General features: G+C 69.4%; 13 protein-coding genes. 3 read left to right on the forward strand and 10 right to left on the reverse strand.

Annotated features, from left to right (window positions below; genetic code table 11):
- Nucleotides 1-21: 21 nt before the first annotated feature.
- Nucleotides 22-933, reverse strand: coding sequence for a 5-dehydro-4-deoxyglucarate dehydratase (gene kdgD, locus AC07V5_RS18935; protein WP_495117261.1), 912 nt, complete (start codon nt 931-933; stop codon nt 22-24).
- A gap of 152 nt (nt 934-1,085) precedes the next feature.
- A complete protein-coding gene (locus AC07V5_RS18940) occupies nt 1,086-1,811 on the reverse strand; it encodes a FadR/GntR family transcriptional regulator (RefSeq protein ID WP_495117262.1) in 726 nt (241 codons plus the stop codon).
- 117 nt (nt 1,812-1,928) lie between these two features.
- Here AC07V5_RS18940 and garD point away from each other — a divergent pair, with 117 nt between their 5' ends.
- The 3 genes from garD (at nt 1,929) to pgm (ending at nt 6,515) form a co-directional block, all read left to right on the forward strand.
- On the forward strand, nt 1,929-3,518 hold the full coding sequence (garD, locus tag AC07V5_RS18945) for a galactarate dehydratase (protein ID WP_495117263.1): 1,590 nt from the start codon (nt 1,929-1,931) through the stop codon (nt 3,516-3,518).
- A 20-nt stretch (nt 3,519-3,538) separates the two neighbouring features.
- On the forward strand, nt 3,539-4,732 hold the full coding sequence (locus tag AC07V5_RS18950) for a hypothetical protein (RefSeq protein ID WP_495117264.1): 1,194 nt from the start codon (nt 3,539-3,541) through the stop codon (nt 4,730-4,732).
- Between the two features lie 127 nt (nt 4,733-4,859).
- Entirely contained in the window at nt 4,860-6,515 is a 1,656-nt protein-coding gene (gene pgm, locus AC07V5_RS18955; protein WP_495117265.1) for a phosphoglucomutase (alpha-D-glucose-1,6-bisphosphate-dependent), read from the forward strand.
- A 1-nt stretch (nt 6,516) separates the two neighbouring features.
- On the opposite strand, the gene AC07V5_RS18960 is transcribed toward pgm, so the two are convergent.
- From AC07V5_RS18960 to AC07V5_RS18995, 8 genes are all read right to left on the reverse strand, one after another.
- A complete protein-coding gene (locus tag AC07V5_RS18960; RefSeq protein ID WP_495117266.1) occupies nt 6,517-7,317 on the reverse strand; it encodes a class II glutamine amidotransferase in 801 nt (266 codons plus the stop codon).
- Between the two features lie 110 nt (nt 7,318-7,427).
- Complete coding sequence (locus tag AC07V5_RS18965; RefSeq protein ID WP_495117267.1) at nt 7,428-8,450, reverse strand: glycoside hydrolase family 5 protein; 1,023 nt, start codon at nt 8,448-8,450, stop codon at nt 7,428-7,430.
- Between the two features lie 16 nt (nt 8,451-8,466).
- The gene (locus AC07V5_RS18970; RefSeq protein WP_495117268.1) at nt 8,467-9,588 is read right to left on the reverse strand and encodes a glycoside hydrolase family 5 protein; all 1,122 of its coding nucleotides are present in this window, start codon (nt 9,586-9,588) and stop codon (nt 8,467-8,469) included.
- A gap of 4 nt (nt 9,589-9,592) precedes the next feature.
- Nucleotides 9,593-10,768 (reverse strand): AGE family epimerase/isomerase, encoded by a 1,176-nt coding sequence (locus AC07V5_RS18975; RefSeq protein ID WP_495118010.1) that lies wholly within the window; start codon nt 10,766-10,768, stop codon nt 9,593-9,595.
- 41 nt (nt 10,769-10,809) lie between these two features.
- On the reverse strand, nt 10,810-12,951 hold the full coding sequence (locus tag AC07V5_RS18980) for a GDSL-type esterase/lipase family protein (RefSeq protein WP_495117269.1): 2,142 nt from the start codon (nt 12,949-12,951) through the stop codon (nt 10,810-10,812).
- A 25-nt stretch (nt 12,952-12,976) separates the two neighbouring features.
- Nucleotides 12,977-13,858, reverse strand: a complete 882-nt coding sequence (locus tag AC07V5_RS18985; protein WP_495117270.1) for a carbohydrate ABC transporter permease — start codon at nt 13,856-13,858, stop codon at nt 12,977-12,979.
- The gene (locus AC07V5_RS18990) at nt 13,855-14,745 is read right to left on the reverse strand and encodes a carbohydrate ABC transporter permease (RefSeq protein ID WP_495117271.1); all 891 of its coding nucleotides are present in this window, start codon (nt 14,743-14,745) and stop codon (nt 13,855-13,857) included. Before AC07V5_RS18990 ends, AC07V5_RS18985 begins: the two co-directional genes overlap by 4 nt.
- Nucleotides 14,742-15,974, reverse strand: a complete 1,233-nt coding sequence (locus AC07V5_RS18995) for an extracellular solute-binding protein (RefSeq protein ID WP_495117272.1) — start codon at nt 15,972-15,974, stop codon at nt 14,742-14,744. Before AC07V5_RS18995 ends, AC07V5_RS18990 begins: the two co-directional genes overlap by 4 nt.
- Nucleotides 15,975-16,052: the final 78 nt, after the last annotated feature.

The following is a 16,052-nucleotide window of genomic DNA, read 5'->3' on the forward strand; positions in this document are numbered from 1 at the left end:
CGGTGTTGTTTTGCGAGAGGCTTATTGCGGGCCGAGCTTGGAGATCAGTGCACCGAGAGCGTCGACCTCCGCCGGCAGCATGTCCGACAGCGGCGGGCGCACCGGGCCGGCCGTGTGGCCCACGAGCGTGGCGCCGGCCTTCACGATGGACACGGCATAGCCCTCGCCCTTGTTGCGCAGCGCAACGTAGGGGATGAAGAAGTCGCGGATCAGGCGGTCCGTCGTTGCGGTGTCGTTGGCGGCGTGCGCGTTGTAGAACTCCATCGCCGTCTTGGGGATGAAGTTGAAAACGGCCGACGAGTACACCGGGCAGCCCATCGCCTTGTAGGCGCCGGCAAACAGCTCGGCCGTGGGCAGGCCGCCCAGGTAGGCGAAGCGGTCGCCCAGCGTCTGGCGAATGGAGACGAACTTCTCGATGTCGCCCAGGCCGTCCTTGAAGCCGATGAGGTTGGGGCAGCGGTCGGCCAGCACCAGCAGGCTCTGCGGCGTCAGCTTGCACGCGCCGCGGTTGTAGACGACGACGCCGAAACTGACGCTCTTGCAGACGGCCTCGACGTGGGCGATCAGGCCTTCCTGGCTGGCTTCGGTCAGGTAGTGGGGCAGCAGCAGCACGCCTTGCGCGCCCAGGCGCTCGGCCTCCTGCGCGTACTGGATGGCGACGCGGGTGCCGCCGCCGGCGCCGGCCAGGATGGGCGTGCGGCCGCGGCAGGTGTCCAGCGCCACCTTGATGATGTCGGTGTATTCGCCCGGCTCCAGCGAGAAGAACTCACCCGTGCCGCCGGCCGCGAACAGCGCGGACGCGCCGTAGGGTTGCAACCATTCCAGCCGCTCGGCGTAGGGCTTGGCTGCGAAGCTCAGCTGCGCGTCGAAGTCGGTCAGTGGGAAGGACAGCAGGCCGGCTTCGAGGACGGCTTTGAGTTCTTGGGGCGACATGGGCGGGTCTCCGTGGGTGTTGAGTGGACTGGGGCTCGACGGCCGGGCGGCGTCGAATGCTGAAGTTGTAGGTCATCGTACAACTTCATTCAAATCCGAGAATCTTGGTGAAAACCCGTAGGCGGGGTTTCTTTACGCGCCGCCGAAGCCGTTCAGGCTGCTTCGGCCTGGGCGCGGCGGCGGCGTTCGCGGCTGTTGCTCAGGTGGGTGCGCATGGCGGCGCGGGCCGATTCGGCATCCTGGCTGGTAATGGCGTCCAAGATGCTCTCGTGCTCGGCATTCACACGCCGCATGTAGGCCAGCCGCTCGGCACTCATGTCCGCCACCGGCTCCAGCCGGGCACGGGGAATGATCTGCGCGCCCAGCGTGCTCATCAGCTCGGCGAAGTGGCCGTTCTGCGTCGCACGGGCAATCTCCAGGTGGAACTGGAAGTCCGCGGCGACCGAGTCCTGGCCGGCCTCCACGGCTGCGATCACCGCGTCCAGCGCCTTGCGCAGGGCGGTGAGGTTGTCCGCCGTGCGGCGCTGAGCGGCCAGGCCCGCGGCCTCCGTCTCCAGGCCGATGCGCAGCTCCAGCACCGCGATGACGTCCTGCAGCGTGCTGACCTGTTCCGGCGTGATCTTGAACGACGGCCCGTCGCCTGGCCCGAGAACAAACGTGCCGATGCCGTGCCGCGTTTCGACCAAGCCGGCCGCCTGCAACTTGGAAATGGCCTCGCGCACGACGGTGCGGCTGACCTCGAACTCTTCCATGATGGCCGCCTCGGTGGGCAGCTTGTCGCCCGTCTGCAGCTGGCCGGCGCGGATGCGGTCTCCGAGCGAATCGACCAGTTCAAGGGCCAGCGTGCGGGGCCGGCGGCGGGTGATGGGGGCGTGCATTCGCGGGTTTTCCCGAGGGTTTGAAGCGGGCAGGGCGTCTAAAGTGATGCTAGTTGTACGACAACTAGACGACGTACAACAAGACCTGTTCACACTTTAGCCACTCTGCCGCCGGATATGAATGCCGTTTCCCCCCGCCCCCCGCTGACCATCCGCATGCGCGACGAGGACAACGTCGCCATCGTCGCCAACGACGGCGGCTTGGCCGAGGGCACCACGCTGCCTGCCGGCGTGCCCGGCGCCGGCCTGGTGTTGCGAGACAAGGTGCCCCAGGGTCACAAGGTCGCGCTGCGCGACATCGCCGAGGGCGAGGTGGTGCTGCGTTACGCCGTGCCTATCGGCTATGCGCTCAAGCCCATCCCCGCCGGCAGCTGGGTCCACGAGCGGCTGCTGCAGATGCCGTCGGCGCGTGCGCTGGAGGGCTTGCCCATCGCCACGGTCAAGCCACCTGAACTGCCGCCGCTGGAGGGCTACACCTTCGAGGGCTACCGCAACCGCGACGGGTCGGTCGGCACGCGCAACATCCTCGCCATCACGACGACGGTGCAGTGCGTCGCCGGCGTCGTCGCGCAGGCCGTGGCGCGCATCAAGGCCGAGCTGCTGCCGCGCTACCCGAACGTGGACGACGTCATCGGCCTGGAGCACAGCTACGGTTGCGGCGTTGCCATCGACGCGCCGGACGCCGTCATCCCCATCCGCACGCTGAAGAACATCTCGCTGAACCCCAACTTCGGCGGCGAGGTGATGGTGGTCAGCCTGGGCTGCGAGAAGCTGCAGCCCGCGCGCCTGCTGCCGCCGGGCTCGTTTCCGATCACGGACGAACGCGACCCCGCGAGCGGCCCCGAGACCATCTGCCTGCAGGACGACGTGCACGTGGGCTTCATGTCCATGCTTGACGACATCGTGCAGAGCGCGAAGCCGCATCTGGAGCGCCTGAACGCCCGCAAGCGCGAGACCGTGCCGGCGAGCGAGCTGGTCGTCGGCGTGCAGTGCGGCGGCAGCGACGCCTTCTCCGGCGTGACGGCCAACCCGGCCGTGGGCTTCTGCGCCGACCTGCTGGTGCGCGCCGGCGCCACCATCATGTTCAGCGAGAACACCGAGGTGCGCGACGCCGTCGAGCAACTCACCAGCCGCGCGGCGGGCCCGGAAGTCGCCGACGCCATCATTCGCGAGCTCGGCTGGTACGACCGCTACCTGGACCGCGGCCGCGCCGACCGCTCCGCCAACACCACGCCCGGCAACAAGGCCGGTGGCCTGTCCAACATCGCCGAGAAGGCGATGGGCTCCATCATCAAGAGCGGCAGCTCGGCCATCTCGCACGTGCTGTCTCCGGGCGAGAAGCTGCGGCAAGACCAGCGCGGCCTCGTCTACGCCGCCACGCCGGCCAGCGACTTCATCTGCGGCACGCTGCAGCTCGCTGCCGGCATGAACCTGCACATCTTCACCACCGGCCGCGGCACGCCCTATGGCCTGGCCGAATGCCCGGTCGTCAAGGTCGCCACCCGCACGGATCTCGCCCGCCGCTGGCACGACCTGATGGACATCAACGCCGGCCGCATCGCCGACGGCGAGGCCACCATCGAGGAGACGGGCTGGGCCATGTTCAAGCTGCTGCTGGAGGTGGCCAGCGGCCGCAAGAAGACCTGGGCCGAGCACTGGAAGCTGCACAACAGCCTGGTGCTTTTCAACCCGGCACCTGTCACCTGACCCCTCTATGCTTGGGTGCCATGAGTACCCAGCCGAACCCAACCGAACCCGGGACCGCGCTCGACGGCGTCTCGCGAGTCATCGCCGAGCCGCTGCGCTTCAAGGCCAAGCTGGCCATTGGCGAGAACGCCTATGCCTCGCTGCGCATGATCAACCGCACGCGCGAGGTCTGGGACGTCGTGGGCGCGGCCGGCGCGGGGGCGGCCATCGCGAAGTCCAGCGTCGTGGCGTCTACCTTTTTTGCACCGTCGGGCGTGTTGGGAGCCATTGGCATCGGCGCCGCCACCACGCCCATTGGCTGGGTGGCGCTTGCCGCGCTGGCCTCGGGCGGCGCTTGCTACGGCCTGTACCGGTGGCTGGGCGACACCAAGGGCTCGCGCATCATCGAGATCCCCAAGTTCCTGAACACGCCGCTGGACACGCTGGGCCTGGCCCTGTTCGACCTCATCGCGCCGCTGGCGCTGCGGCTGGCCGCGGTGGATGGCGGCATCGAGCCCGCCGAGCGGGCTGCGCTGGTGCAGCACTTGGTGGACGACTGGGGCCTGGACGCCACCTTCGTCACGCAGGCCATCGTGCAGATCGAGCCGGGCGTGATGCAGGGCTCGGTCGAGGAGATGGCGGCCGAGCTGTCGGCCTTTCTGCATGCCAACCCCGACTGCAACCACAAGGCCATCGCGACCGATCTCGGCCAGTTCCTGCGCCGGCTGCTGGAGGCCGGTGGGCCGCTGTCCGAGGCCGAGGAGGCCGCGCTGGCAGCCAGCCTGACGCTGTTGCTGCAAGAGCCTGACGGCGCGCTCACCAAGGCCTGGGCCACAGCGAGGTCGGGGGCGGGCAAGGCGGCCGAGCAGTTGGGCAACTCGGCCAAGGAAGCGGCTGGCTGGACGCGCGAGCGTCTGCCGTCGCCGGATGAACTGCAGGCCGCGGCGGGTACCGTGGCGAGCAAGGCCTGGCACAGCGCCAGGTCGGGTGCCGAGCAGCTGGGCACGTCGGCCAAGGAAGCCGCCGACTGGACGCGCGAGCACCTGCCTTCGCCCGAGCAGTTGCAGGCTGCGACGAGCACGGCGGCGACGCAGGTCCAGCAGACGGTGCAGAAGGCTGCTTCCTGGGCGCAGGACAAGCTGCCAGCCGCAGCCCAAGTTCAGGATGCGGCCAACCGATCGGTGAGTTTTGCCAAGACCGGCATCGAGCGGATCAAGAAGCGGTCGGGCCGCTGAGACGCCGCGCGGCCATGGATTTCTGCTGTAGGCCGGGGCCTGCAAGCTTGTGTACCGATGTCCGGCACCGTGTTTGTGCCATGCTGGGCAGCATGGGCGCATCGCCAAAACGGGAGCTCTCCAAACGATGAGTGCTGAACGCCACCCCCTCGCCGGCCAGCCCGCGCCGCCCGACGTCCTCATCGACGTCGAGGCCCTGCATGAGGCCTACTTCTCGCGGCAGCCCGATCCGAGCTGCGCTGAGCAGCAGGTCAGCTTCGGCACCTCAGGGCACCGTGGCTCGGCGCTGGATGGCTCGTTCAACGAATGGCATGTGCTGGCCATCACGCAGGCCATCTGCGACCACCGCAAGGCGAGCGACATTGCCGGCCCGCTCTTCCTCGGTGCCGACACGCATGCGCTTTCGGAACCCGCCGTGGTCAGTGCGCTGGAGGTGCTCGTCGCCAACGGCGTGGACGTGATGCTGGCGCCCGCGGGGCAGTTCACACCCACGCCCGCCGTGTCGCTGGCCATCCTGGAATACAACCGCGGCCGCGAAGGCTGGCAGCGCGCCGACGGCATCGTCGTGACGCCCTCGCACAACCCGCCGCGCGATGGCGGCTTCAAATACAACCCACCGCATGGCGGGCCGGCGGACGGTGGCATCACGGGTGCCATCCAGGCCGCCGCCAATGCGTATCTGGCGCAGTCTCTCAAGGGCGTGCTGCGCCGGGATGCCGAGCAGGCGCTCTCCGCGCACGCCTGCCACGAGTACGACTTCCTCGGCAGCTACGTTGCGGCGCTGGGCCAGGTCATCGACTTCGACCTGATCCGCGCGGCCGGCCTGCAGCTCGGCGTGGACCCGCTCGGCGGCGCAGGCGTGGACTACTGGCCGGCCATCGCCGAGCACTACCGCCTGCCGCTGACCGTCGTCAGCAGCGAGGTGGACCCGCGCTTCGCCTTCATGTCGCTGGACTGGGACGGCAAGATCCGCATGGACCCGTCATCGCCCTGGGCGATGCAGCGGCTGACCCATCTGTGCGACCGCTTCGACGTGGCCTTCGCCTGCGACACCGACCACGACCGCCACGGCATCGTCACGCGCAGCGCGGGGCTGATGCCCCCCAATCACTTCCTCAGCGTGGCGGCGGACTATCTGTTGCGCCACCGTCCGGGTTGGCAGGCGGATGCGGCCATCGGCAAGACCGTCGTCACGACGGCGCTGATCGATCGCATCGCGCGCCGCCTGGGCTGCCCGCTGTTCGACGCACCGGTCGGCTTCAAGTGGTTTGCGCCGGGTCTGCTGGACGGCAGCCTGGGCTTCGCCTGCGAGGAGAGCGCGGGCGCCTCTCTGCTGCGCCGCGACGGCCGCGTGTGGACGACGGACAAGGACGGCATGGCGGCCGCGCTGCTGGCCGCCGAGATCACGGCCCGCACCGGCAGCGACCCCGGCGTGTACTACCAGGGGCTCACGGCCGCCCTGGGCATGCCGCACGCCGACCGCGTGGAAGGCCCGGCCACGCGCGAGCAGAAAGCCCGCCTGGCCGCGCTGACGGCCGCGGACGTGAAGGCCGCGACGCTGGCCGGCGAACCCGTCACCGCCGTGTTGAGCCAGGCGCCGGGCAATGGCGCGGCGATCGGCGGCATCAAGGTCAGCACGGCCAGCGGCTGGTTTGCCGCGCGGCCTTCGGGCACCGAGGACATCTACAAGGTCTACGCGGAGAGCTTCCGCGACGAGGCCCATCTGCAGCTGCTGCTGCAGGAAGCGCGCAGCGTGGTGGACGAGGCGCTGTCGGTGGCCTGAATCAGGCTGCGGCCAGCTGAGCCAGCCCTTCGCTGACGAACACGGTCTCGCCGTCCTCGAACACGCGCACCTCGCCGGCCGCGAACGGCTGCCAGTCTTCGCCGTGAGTCAGCGGCTCGGTGGAGACGAGGGCCATGCGGTCGGCCGGGTTGTTCACCGTGGCGAGGTCCACGCTCAGGTCGCCATCGCGCAGGCTGACGTGGCCGAAAGGCGGGCTGCGTTGCAGCCAATGCAGCTTGGTGGACGCGTGGGCCAGCATGGCGCGGCCGTCGGTCAGCAGAAAGTTGAAGCGGCCGTGCTCGGCCACTTCGTGGATCCAGGGCGTCAGCGTGGCGGCGAGTTCAGGCCAGGCAGGCAGGCGGTCACCAAAGTGCTGCTGCAGCCGCTGCATCAGCCAGCAGAAGGCGCGCTCGCTGTCGGTCTGGCCGGCGGGCGTGAAGCTGCCGTCCAGCGCCGGGTGGAAGTCCTTCAGGTCGCCGTTATGGGCGAACACCCAGGTGCGGCCCGCCCAGTCGCGGCGAAAGGGGTGGCAGTTCTCCAAGGTGCGGGCACCCTGGGTGGCCTTGCGGATGTGGGCCAGGATGTTGCGGGCGCGCACCGGATGGTGGCCCAGATGACGCGCCAGCTCGGACTCGGCGGCCGGGCTGTCCTCGACGGTGACCTCGCAGCGCTCGCCGTCATGGAAAGCCACGCCCCAGCCGTCGACATGGTCTGCGGTCCGCCCGCCGCGGGCGGCAAAGCCGCTCAGGGAGAACGTGGCGGCGGCCGGCTGGCGGCTGTTGAGGGCGAAAAGCTCACACATCGGTGGGTGGCGGAAGCTGTCTGTGCATGTTGCAACGCCGCAAGTCTGCCGACGGATGACGGAAAGACCAACAAAGCTTTCGTCATGAGCTCATGCCTGTCGTGCGTGGGTCACGGTTTCGCGGTAAGGAAGGGTGTCAACCAGCGCATTTGCGGCTTGTCTTGCCCGTCGGTGTGGGGTTCAAGCGACAGGAAGTAGTCGCCCCAGGTCGGGCCGCCGGCCCACCACAGCCAGCCGGCCCAGACGTCGGCGTTGGCTTCCAGATGCTTGAGGGCGCCAGTCACGGCCTGCTCGCAGACGGCGTTGGCGCCGCCGCCCAGCTCGCCCAGGATGGCGCGGCGCTTGTTGGCCTTGAGCCAGGCCGTGAAGCGCTTTAGCCGCTCGGCGCCGATCTCGGGGCTGACGCAATCGGTGCTGGTGCCCGAGCCGTCCTTGTCGAAGTACTGGTGCACCTCGAACAGCGTGCGGTCCAGCGGATCGCGAACCTTGCCCATGACCTCGGCGTTGGGCGTGCCGTACCAGGTGCTCTCGAACCAGCTCCAGGCACCGGTGTAGCCGTTGCCGGGCAGCGTGATGAGGTTGGTGGCGCCGGTGGCGCGGATGGCGTCGATGGCGGCCTGGGCGGCCTGGCCCCAGGTTTCGGTCGGCATGTTGCGCGGCTCGTTGACGAGGCCGAACTGGACCTTGGGGTTGTCCTTGAACTGCAGCGACAGGCGGCGCCAGAAGTCGGCGAAGGCGGCGATGGGCACCTCGGGCTTGCCGACGTGCACCTCCTGGTAGGCGGCGTAGTTGTGCGGGTCCAGCAGCACATGCAGGCCGCGCGCGGTCGTGCCGTCGACGAACTCGCGCAGGCGGGCCAGCTCGGCAGCGTCGAACTCACCGTTCAGCGTGGGCTGCAGGCGCTCCCAGCGGAAGGCGATGCGCATGAGGTTCATGCCCTTGGCCTGGTAGTAGGCCGTGCTGGCGACGCTGGGGTAGACGAAGTCCTTGCCGTAGACACCGGGGAAGGGCAGCTTCTCGCCCCATTCGGCGCTGGACAGGCTGATGCCGCGCCAGGGCAGCAGCTCGGCCGCGCTGGCGCTCTGCATGACGGTCGCCAGCAGGCAGGCGGTGGCGAGGTGTCGCATCTTCATGGGGTCAGTCTCCTCATCAGGGCGTGGGGCCGTACAGCGCCTGGACCAGATCGGTTCGCCAGGCATGGGCTTGGGGGTCGTACAGGCCGAATCCCGAGGCCAGCTCCCAGTACATCCAGGGCAGCTGCCGGGTGGCCATCTCGGTGCGCATCGCCTTCAAGTAGCGCACGCGTGCCGCCTGCACCGCACGGCTGTAGGCGCCGAACTCGCCGACCACCACCGGGTAGCCCAGCCGCCTGGCCTCGTTGGCGGCCAGGTCCAGGCCTTCGCGGATCTTGGCCAGCTGGGTCGCGTCGCAGCAGTCCACACCCAGCGGCGGCACGGGGCTCACCCACTCCGCGCCTTGGTGCGTGAAGGAGAAGGGCTCGTAGTGGTGGACGGTGAGCAGCAGGTTCGCGTCGGCCGGCAGCTGCAGCTTGGACAGCGCCCACGGGCTGTTCCACTGCACCGGGCCGATCATCACGACCCGGCTCGGGTTGCTGGAGCGCACCACGCGCAAGGCGCGCGAAGCCAGCGTGTTCCAGTCGGCCTCGAGCTTGTTGTGCGGCTCGTTGTAGAGCTCGAACACCAGGCCCGGCCCCGCGGCTGCGAAGCGCTCGGCGATCTGGCGCCACATGGCCAGAAAGCGCAGCTGCACCGCGTCGGCCGCGGCGCTGGCCTCGCCCGCCTCGGGGGCGTCGCCGTCGAGCTGGTGGTAGTGGTGCATGTTCAGCACCACGGTGACGTTGCGCGCGAGCAGGCGGCTGACGATGCTTTCGACCCGGCTCATGAAGACGGCGTCGATGGTGGCCGCGGCGTCCAGGCTGGCGTGGTTGCTCCAGCGCACTGGCAGGCGCACCGCCTGGCTGTAGCCAGCACCCTGGCCGAAGAGCTGGATGAACTCGTCCTCGGCCTTCAGCCCCCAGGCGCCTTCGGTCGGTGCCTCCAGCATGTTGCCGAAGTTGATGCCGCCACCCAGTGCCGCGGCGGCGGCGCGCGCTTGTGCCGAGGCGCCAGGCAGCGTCCCGGTGGGCGTTGTGGGATAGGCGGCCCAGGGGTCGACGGGCGCGGGCGGCGCCGGTTCGGCGGCGGCACCGCCGCCCCCGCCACCGCAGGCGGCCAGCAGAGCGATCAGCAGGGCAGTAGCGAGTCGGCCCATGGCTTCAGGCCCCGGCAGGCGGCTGCACGCCGAGCGCGGCAAGCACGTCCTGGCAGGCACCCATGGTGTGGTAATCGGTCTTGCCGGCAGGGCTCTTCTCGTCGGTGACCTTGCTGTTGTCGGGCGCCAGGATGCGGTACCAGGCGCCGTGCTCGTGGTCGACGAAGTGCGTCCAGGCATAGGCCCAGAGGCGGTCGTACCACTGCCAGTAGGTCTCATCGTTGGAGCGCACCGCGAGCCAGGCGGCGGCGGCGAGGCTTTCGGCCTGCACCCAGAAATACTTGTCGCCGTCGCAGACCTCGCCGCCTGGCGCGAAGCCGTAGACCAGGCCACCGTGGTCCGTGTCCCAGCCGTGGCGCATGGCGGTGTCGAAGAAGTGGCGGGCGGTCGGGTAGAGCCAGGCCGGCGCGGCGTCACCGAGCCGGCGCTCCAGCATCAGCAGCAGCTTGGCCCACTCGGTCAGGTGGCCGGTCTGGAAGCCCCAGGGCCGGAAGATGTTGGTCTTGTCGTTGCGGTTGTAGTCCCAGTCGGGCGTCCAGTCGGTCTGGTAGTGCTCCCAGACGAGGCCGTCGGCCAGCGCGGCCTGGCGTTGCGCGATGGAGGTGGCCAGCGTCAGTGCACGGTCGAGGTAGCGGGCCTCGCCGGTGGCGGCATGTGCGGCCAGCATGGCTTCGCAGGCGTGCATGTTGGCGTTCTGGCCGCGGTAGGAACCCACTTGCCAGTCGGGCGTCGCCTCGTCGGCATAGAGGCCGTGGGCGGGTTCCCAGAAGCGCTGCTCCATCAAATCGAAGGTGGCGGCAATGCCTTCGCGTGCGCCCGGCACGCCGGCCTCGGTGGCATGGGAGTTGGCCAGCAGCACGAAGGCCAGGCCGTAGCAGTGGTTGGTGCCATCCGTGACGGCCGCTTTGCCGTCCTGCCAGTCCAGCACCCAGGCGTAGCCGCCTGGACCAGATCCAGGCTGGCCATGCGCTTGGTTCACGAAGGCCAGCGCGTGCGACACATCGGCCACCGGACCGCCGAACCAGCGCCAGGCCAGCGCGTGGTTGAAGACGAAGCGCGTGCTGCTGACGAGGTGGCGCGTGCGGCGGTCGTACACCGTGCCGTCGTCCTTGAAGAACTGGAAGCAGCCGCCGGTCTCGTCCTTCACACGCGGGGCGTAGAAGGCCAGCGTGTGGCGCATGTGGGCCCACAGCGCTTCGGGTTTGCGCAGGTCGGGGATGTTCACTTCAGCACCTCGTCTTTCAGGAAGCGGGTCAGCTCGTCGGCCATCAGCGAGTGGATGTCGATACGCGGGTGGGCATAGGCAAAGGCCTGGAAGGTGTAGGTCCAGACCTGGGCGTCACCCTCGGCGCGCAGCGTGGCGACGGCCTGGTTCAGCGCGCGCGGGATGGCGGGCTGCTCCTTCCACGCCGTCATGCCGCCGGCCAGCAGCACCAGCTTGGCCTGCGGGTAGCGGGCGCGCAGACTGCGCACGAAGGCGAGGTAGCGCGGGCCGAAGTCGGCGGCTATTGCCAAGCCTTTGGACGCCGGGAAGCCGTGGTCGTTCTGGCCGAGGTTGAGCAGCACGACGTCGGGCGCGCGTGGGTCGGGCGGGGCGACGGCGGCGTCCAGGCGCGGGGCGTAGCGGTTCCAGACCTGCGGCATCAGCAGCTGATCCCAGGTGGCCGTGATGCCGATGCCGCTGATGGCGATGCCAACGTAGTCCGCGCCCAGCTTGGCGGCCGTCACCGCGCCGTAGGCCCGCGTGCCGTCGTGTGTGGACAGGTCGGCGTACTGGTCGTCGGCGATGTCGCCGTTGCAGGCGCCGGCGGTGATGGAGTCGCCGTAGAACTCCAGCTTCAGCGGGCGGGCTGGCGGTGGGTCGAGCAGCTTGCCGCCTTCAGCCAGGCGCAGGCCGAGGAACACGGCCTCGGCTTGCGAGGCCTCGGTGCGCTTGAGCAGGCGCAGCTCGTGTTCGCCCTGCTGGGTGCCAGGCAGGGTGAGGCGCCAATCGGCCGGCCCGTCGCCGCGCAAGGCCAGCGCATGGCGGCGGCCGTCGACTTCGACAGTGAAATGGTTGATGCCGCCGCGCGAGGGTGCCAGGCGCAGCGTGAGCTGGTTGCCGGTGAAGCGGGCGCGCAGTTCACTCCCGCTCCACGCCAGGAGCTTGCCGCCGGGTGCGGGGCCGATGCGGCCGATCCAGCGCAGCTTGGGGTCGTCCCCGCCGATCAGGCCATGTGCGTTGGACGCTTTCGACGTTACGTCGCGCACGAAGTCGCTCGGATGCAGCTCGAGCGGGAAGATGCCGGCCGACATGACGGCCAGCAGGCTCGCCGGGCGACCGCTGCCTTCCCACTCGTCGCGCCGCACGCGCACGTGCAGCAGATGGGCGCCGGGTTCCAGGTCGCGGCCGACGACGGCGTAATGCCAACCGAGATAGCCCTTGCGCTCGGCCACCTGGCCGCGCAGCAAAACGACGGGGCCGTCGTCCACCCAGGCTTCGAGGTTGCGGTAGAGCGCGCTTTCGGCGTGGAAGACGGCAACCTCGCTGCCCCAGACGAGGAAGTCGGCCTGCGCGTCGTCGGCCTTGGCTGTCCAGCCGGGTTGCTGGCCGCCCCACTCGGGGTGCACCTCGCCGCCGCGCTCGAAGTTCCGCTGTTGGTAGGGCTTGAGCGTGTCGCCGGTCAGCAGCCGTGTGAACTCATGGGCGCGGCCGTGGAGCGGTTCGGGCAGCGCTGAGGCGGCTTGGCCGTTCGCAGGGGTGCGCAGCGTCTCGGCCAGCGCAAGCGCGATGCGCTGGTGACCCGTGGCATTGGGATGAATGGGCTCGTCGTAGAGCGCCGCCCAGCGGTCCTGGCCGGCATCGACGCGGGCCTGCATCCAGCGGCCGAAGTCCAGCGAGGTGAGGCCATAGCGAGCCGCCAGCTTCAATTGGATATCGACCGCGTCGCGGGCCTGGTTGCCCTGCTGGGTCAGGCCCAGCACGACAACGGCGGGCGGCTTCTTGGCGGTGAGCAGGCGGCGCAGGATGGCCTCATAGCTGCCGCCGCGCACGGCCGGGTCCAGCCATTGGTCGTTGACGCCGAACTCGACGATGACGAGGTCTGGCTGTGCATCCAGCACCTGGCTTTGCAGCCGTTGCACGCCGGCCGCCGAGTCCGTGCCGCTGACGCCGGCGTTGACCAGCTTGACCTTGGGCCCGAGCGACTTGGCCAGCAGCGCGGCCCAGCCACGTTCACGCGGTGGTTGCGCGGCGTAGCCCGTGGTGATGGAGCCGCCGATGGTGGCGAGCGTGATGGGCTCGCCGGCATCCAGCCGCTTCATGACGGCCTGCAGCCGCTGGTCTGCCTGCCCGATCGTCGGCAGCATCAAGGACAAAGACAACGCAAATCCTTTCAACCAATTCATATCAACCTTTGGTCGCGCCGGCCTGCAGCCCGGCAACAAACTGCTTCTGGAACAGCAGGAAGAGAACGACGGCCGGCACCGACGCGAGCAGCGAGCCGGCCATCAGCACGGCGGCCGATTGCGGGTTGAAGCTCAGGTCGCCGGCCATCTTGCCGAGCTGCAGCGGTAGGGTCAGCGTGGCCGCGTCGTTGACGACGAGCAGCGGCCACAGGAAGTTGTTCCACTCGCCCACTGCCACGGGGATGGCGATGGCCGCCAGCGCCGGCCGCAGCATGGGCAGCACGACGCTCCACCAGATGCGCAGCGTGCCGGCGCCGTCCAGCGTGGCGGCGTTCACCAGCTCGTCGGGCACGCTGAGCATGGCCTGGCGGAAGTAGAAGACGACGAAGGCCTTGGCCAGCCCGGGCACCAGCAGCGCGGCGTAGGAGTTGATCCAGCCGAGCTGCGCCACCGTCACGAAGTTGGGGACGATGGTGACCTCCCAAGGCAGCATCATCGAGACGAGCAGCGCGCGGAACAGCCAGCGGCTGCCCGGGAAGGGCCGCTTGGTCAGCACGAAGGCGACCAGGGATGCGGCCAGCAGGCTGACGACCGTGACGACGATGGTGACGAGCAGGCTGTTGGCATAGAAGCGCAGGAAGCCGTGGCCTTCGACCTGTACCTGCAGGATGCCGGCGAGTTTGTCCGGGTCGGCCGTGGTGCCGGCCCAGTCGGGGTTGAAGAAGTTGCGCGACGTGGGCACCAGCGGCAGCAGCGTGGGTGGCTGGCGCAGCAGCTCGGCCACGCTCTTGAAGGCGCCGATGGCCATCCAGTAGTAGGGCAGCAGCATGGCGGGTACCAGCAGCCACAGCGGCACGCGCAGGAGCCTGATGAGCCACTTCATCGCCGGCCCTCCTTGCCGATGAGCTTGAGGTTCAGCCAGGTCAGGCCGAACAGCAGCGTCGTCAGCACCCAGGCGGCGGCAGAAGCCAGGCCCAGGTCGAGCTGGCGGAAACCCCGGTCGAAGAGATAGGTGACCAGCATCAGCGCCGAGTCCAGCGGGCCGCCCAGCGTCTCGACGGCGCCGTAGAGCAGGTAGGGCTCGTAGAAGACCTGGAAGCTGGCGATCATGCCGGTCACGGTCACGTAGACCAGCGTGGGCCGCAGGTTGGGCAGCGTGATGTGCAGCAGCTGTTGCCAGGGCGAGGCGCCGTCCAGCCGCGCGGCCTGGTACAGCTCTTCGGGAATGGCCCGCAGGCCGGCGACGAAGATGACCAGGTTGTAGCCCAGCACCGACCACACGCCGACCAGCACCAGCACGGGCAGCGTCCACTGCGGGTCGCCCAGGAAGCGCGCCGGCTCCATACCCAATGCAGCGCGCATGCTGTTGAAGAGCCCATAGGCCTCGGAGTTGGCCAACCACTTCCAGGCCGAGATGGCGCCGACACCGCCGGCCACCGCGGGCAGGAAGAAGGCCACGCGCACCCATTGGTGCAGGCGGGAGTTGCTGCCGAAGTTCAGCGCCAGCATCAGGCCCAGCAGCACGGCGATGACGGACACCGAGGCCATGTAGGCGGCGGTGTTGCCCAGCGCCGTCCAGAAGCGTTCGTCGGCAAAGAGCTCGGCGTAGTTGCGCAGGCCGACCCAGTGGGGATCGTCGGTGGCGTGGTAGTCCGTGAAGCTCAGCCACGCCGAGCGCAGCACGGGCCAGACGCCGAACAGGCCGAAGAGGGCGAAGAAGGGGGCGACGAGCAGCATGTCGCGGCCGTGGCGGCGCCAGAGCTGGATCATGGCTGTGCCCCCAACGCGGACAGCGCGCGGTTCATCACGGCGGCGGCGCGGCTCAGCTCGGTCTGCGCGTCGCCACCGGCCAGCACCACGCGCTGCACGGCGCGGGTCAGGATGTAGTCCTGCCGCATCCAGGCGGGGCAGGGGGGCGGGCCTTCGGCGTCGGCGAGCTGAATGAGCAGCGCGTCGCGGTTGGGCAGCGGCAAGCTCGCGATCTGGTCCTGCCGCCCTGAGGGCAGCCACATGCCGCCGTAGGCCAGCGCCGCTTCGGCCATGCGGCGTGTGACGTCGGGCTGGTAGACGGTGCGCATGAAGTCCAGCGCCAGCGCGCGGTTGGGCGAGAAACGCGTGATGGCCAACACCGTGCCGCCCAGCACCGCCGTGCGCTTGCCCGTCGGGCCGGTGGGCAGCGGCGCGGCGGCCCATTTGCCCACCAGCCCCTTGTGGACCATGTCCATGCGCGACAGCAGCCAGGTGCCGGACTGCATCAGCCCGTAGGCGCCGCTCTCCAGGCCGCCGTCGGCATCGGGCCAGCCGTCGGTGGGCGCCTGCAGCTCGCGGTACAGGCGTGCGTAATAGGTCAGCGCGCGCACGGCCTCGGCGCTGTCGATGACGGCCTTGCCGCAGCTGGCGTCGTAGACGGCGCCGCCGGCCTGGCGCAGATAGGGATAGAAGCCCAGCCAGCTCGTGTTGCCCCACTGCTGCGCAAAGCCGTGGCCTTGGCCGCGCAGCGTGCGGGCGGTGGTGATGAAGCCTTCCCAATCAGAAGGAGGCTCGCGGAGCAGATCGCTGCGGTAGTACTGCAGCTGCACGTGCATGTCGAAGGGCGCGCCGAAGAGCCGGCCGTCCGGGCGGCGGATGGCGCGCAGCGCACCGGGGTTGGCGTGCTGCGCCAGCTCGGCAGCGAGGTCGGGCGCGGCCTGGTTCAGGTCGACGAGCGCACCCTTGGCGCCCAGCGCGATCGCGTAGGACGTGCTGCCGGTGATGAGGTCGGGCCCGCGCTTGCTGGCCAGCGCGGCGGAGTACTTGGTCATCGCGTCGGCCCAGGGCACGTCGCGCACCTCGACGGCGACGTCGGGGTGGCGCGCGCGAAAGGCATCGACGGCCGGCCGCATCACTTGGGGCGTCTTGTCGTCGCCCACCATCCAGATGACCAGGCGGGCGGCGTTTGCGGGCAGGGCGCCGGCCGCGAGGCTGAAGGCCAGCGCCGCCCGTGCGAACAGGGCATTCATGGCAAGGGGAAGCGCATGGCCGGGAGGCCACGTTGTCTCGTTATTGTTTACTAAACGAATGGGATTATGTTCGGGAGT

It is taken from the genome of Roseateles sp. GW821-FHT02E12 (genome assembly GCF_059421665.1).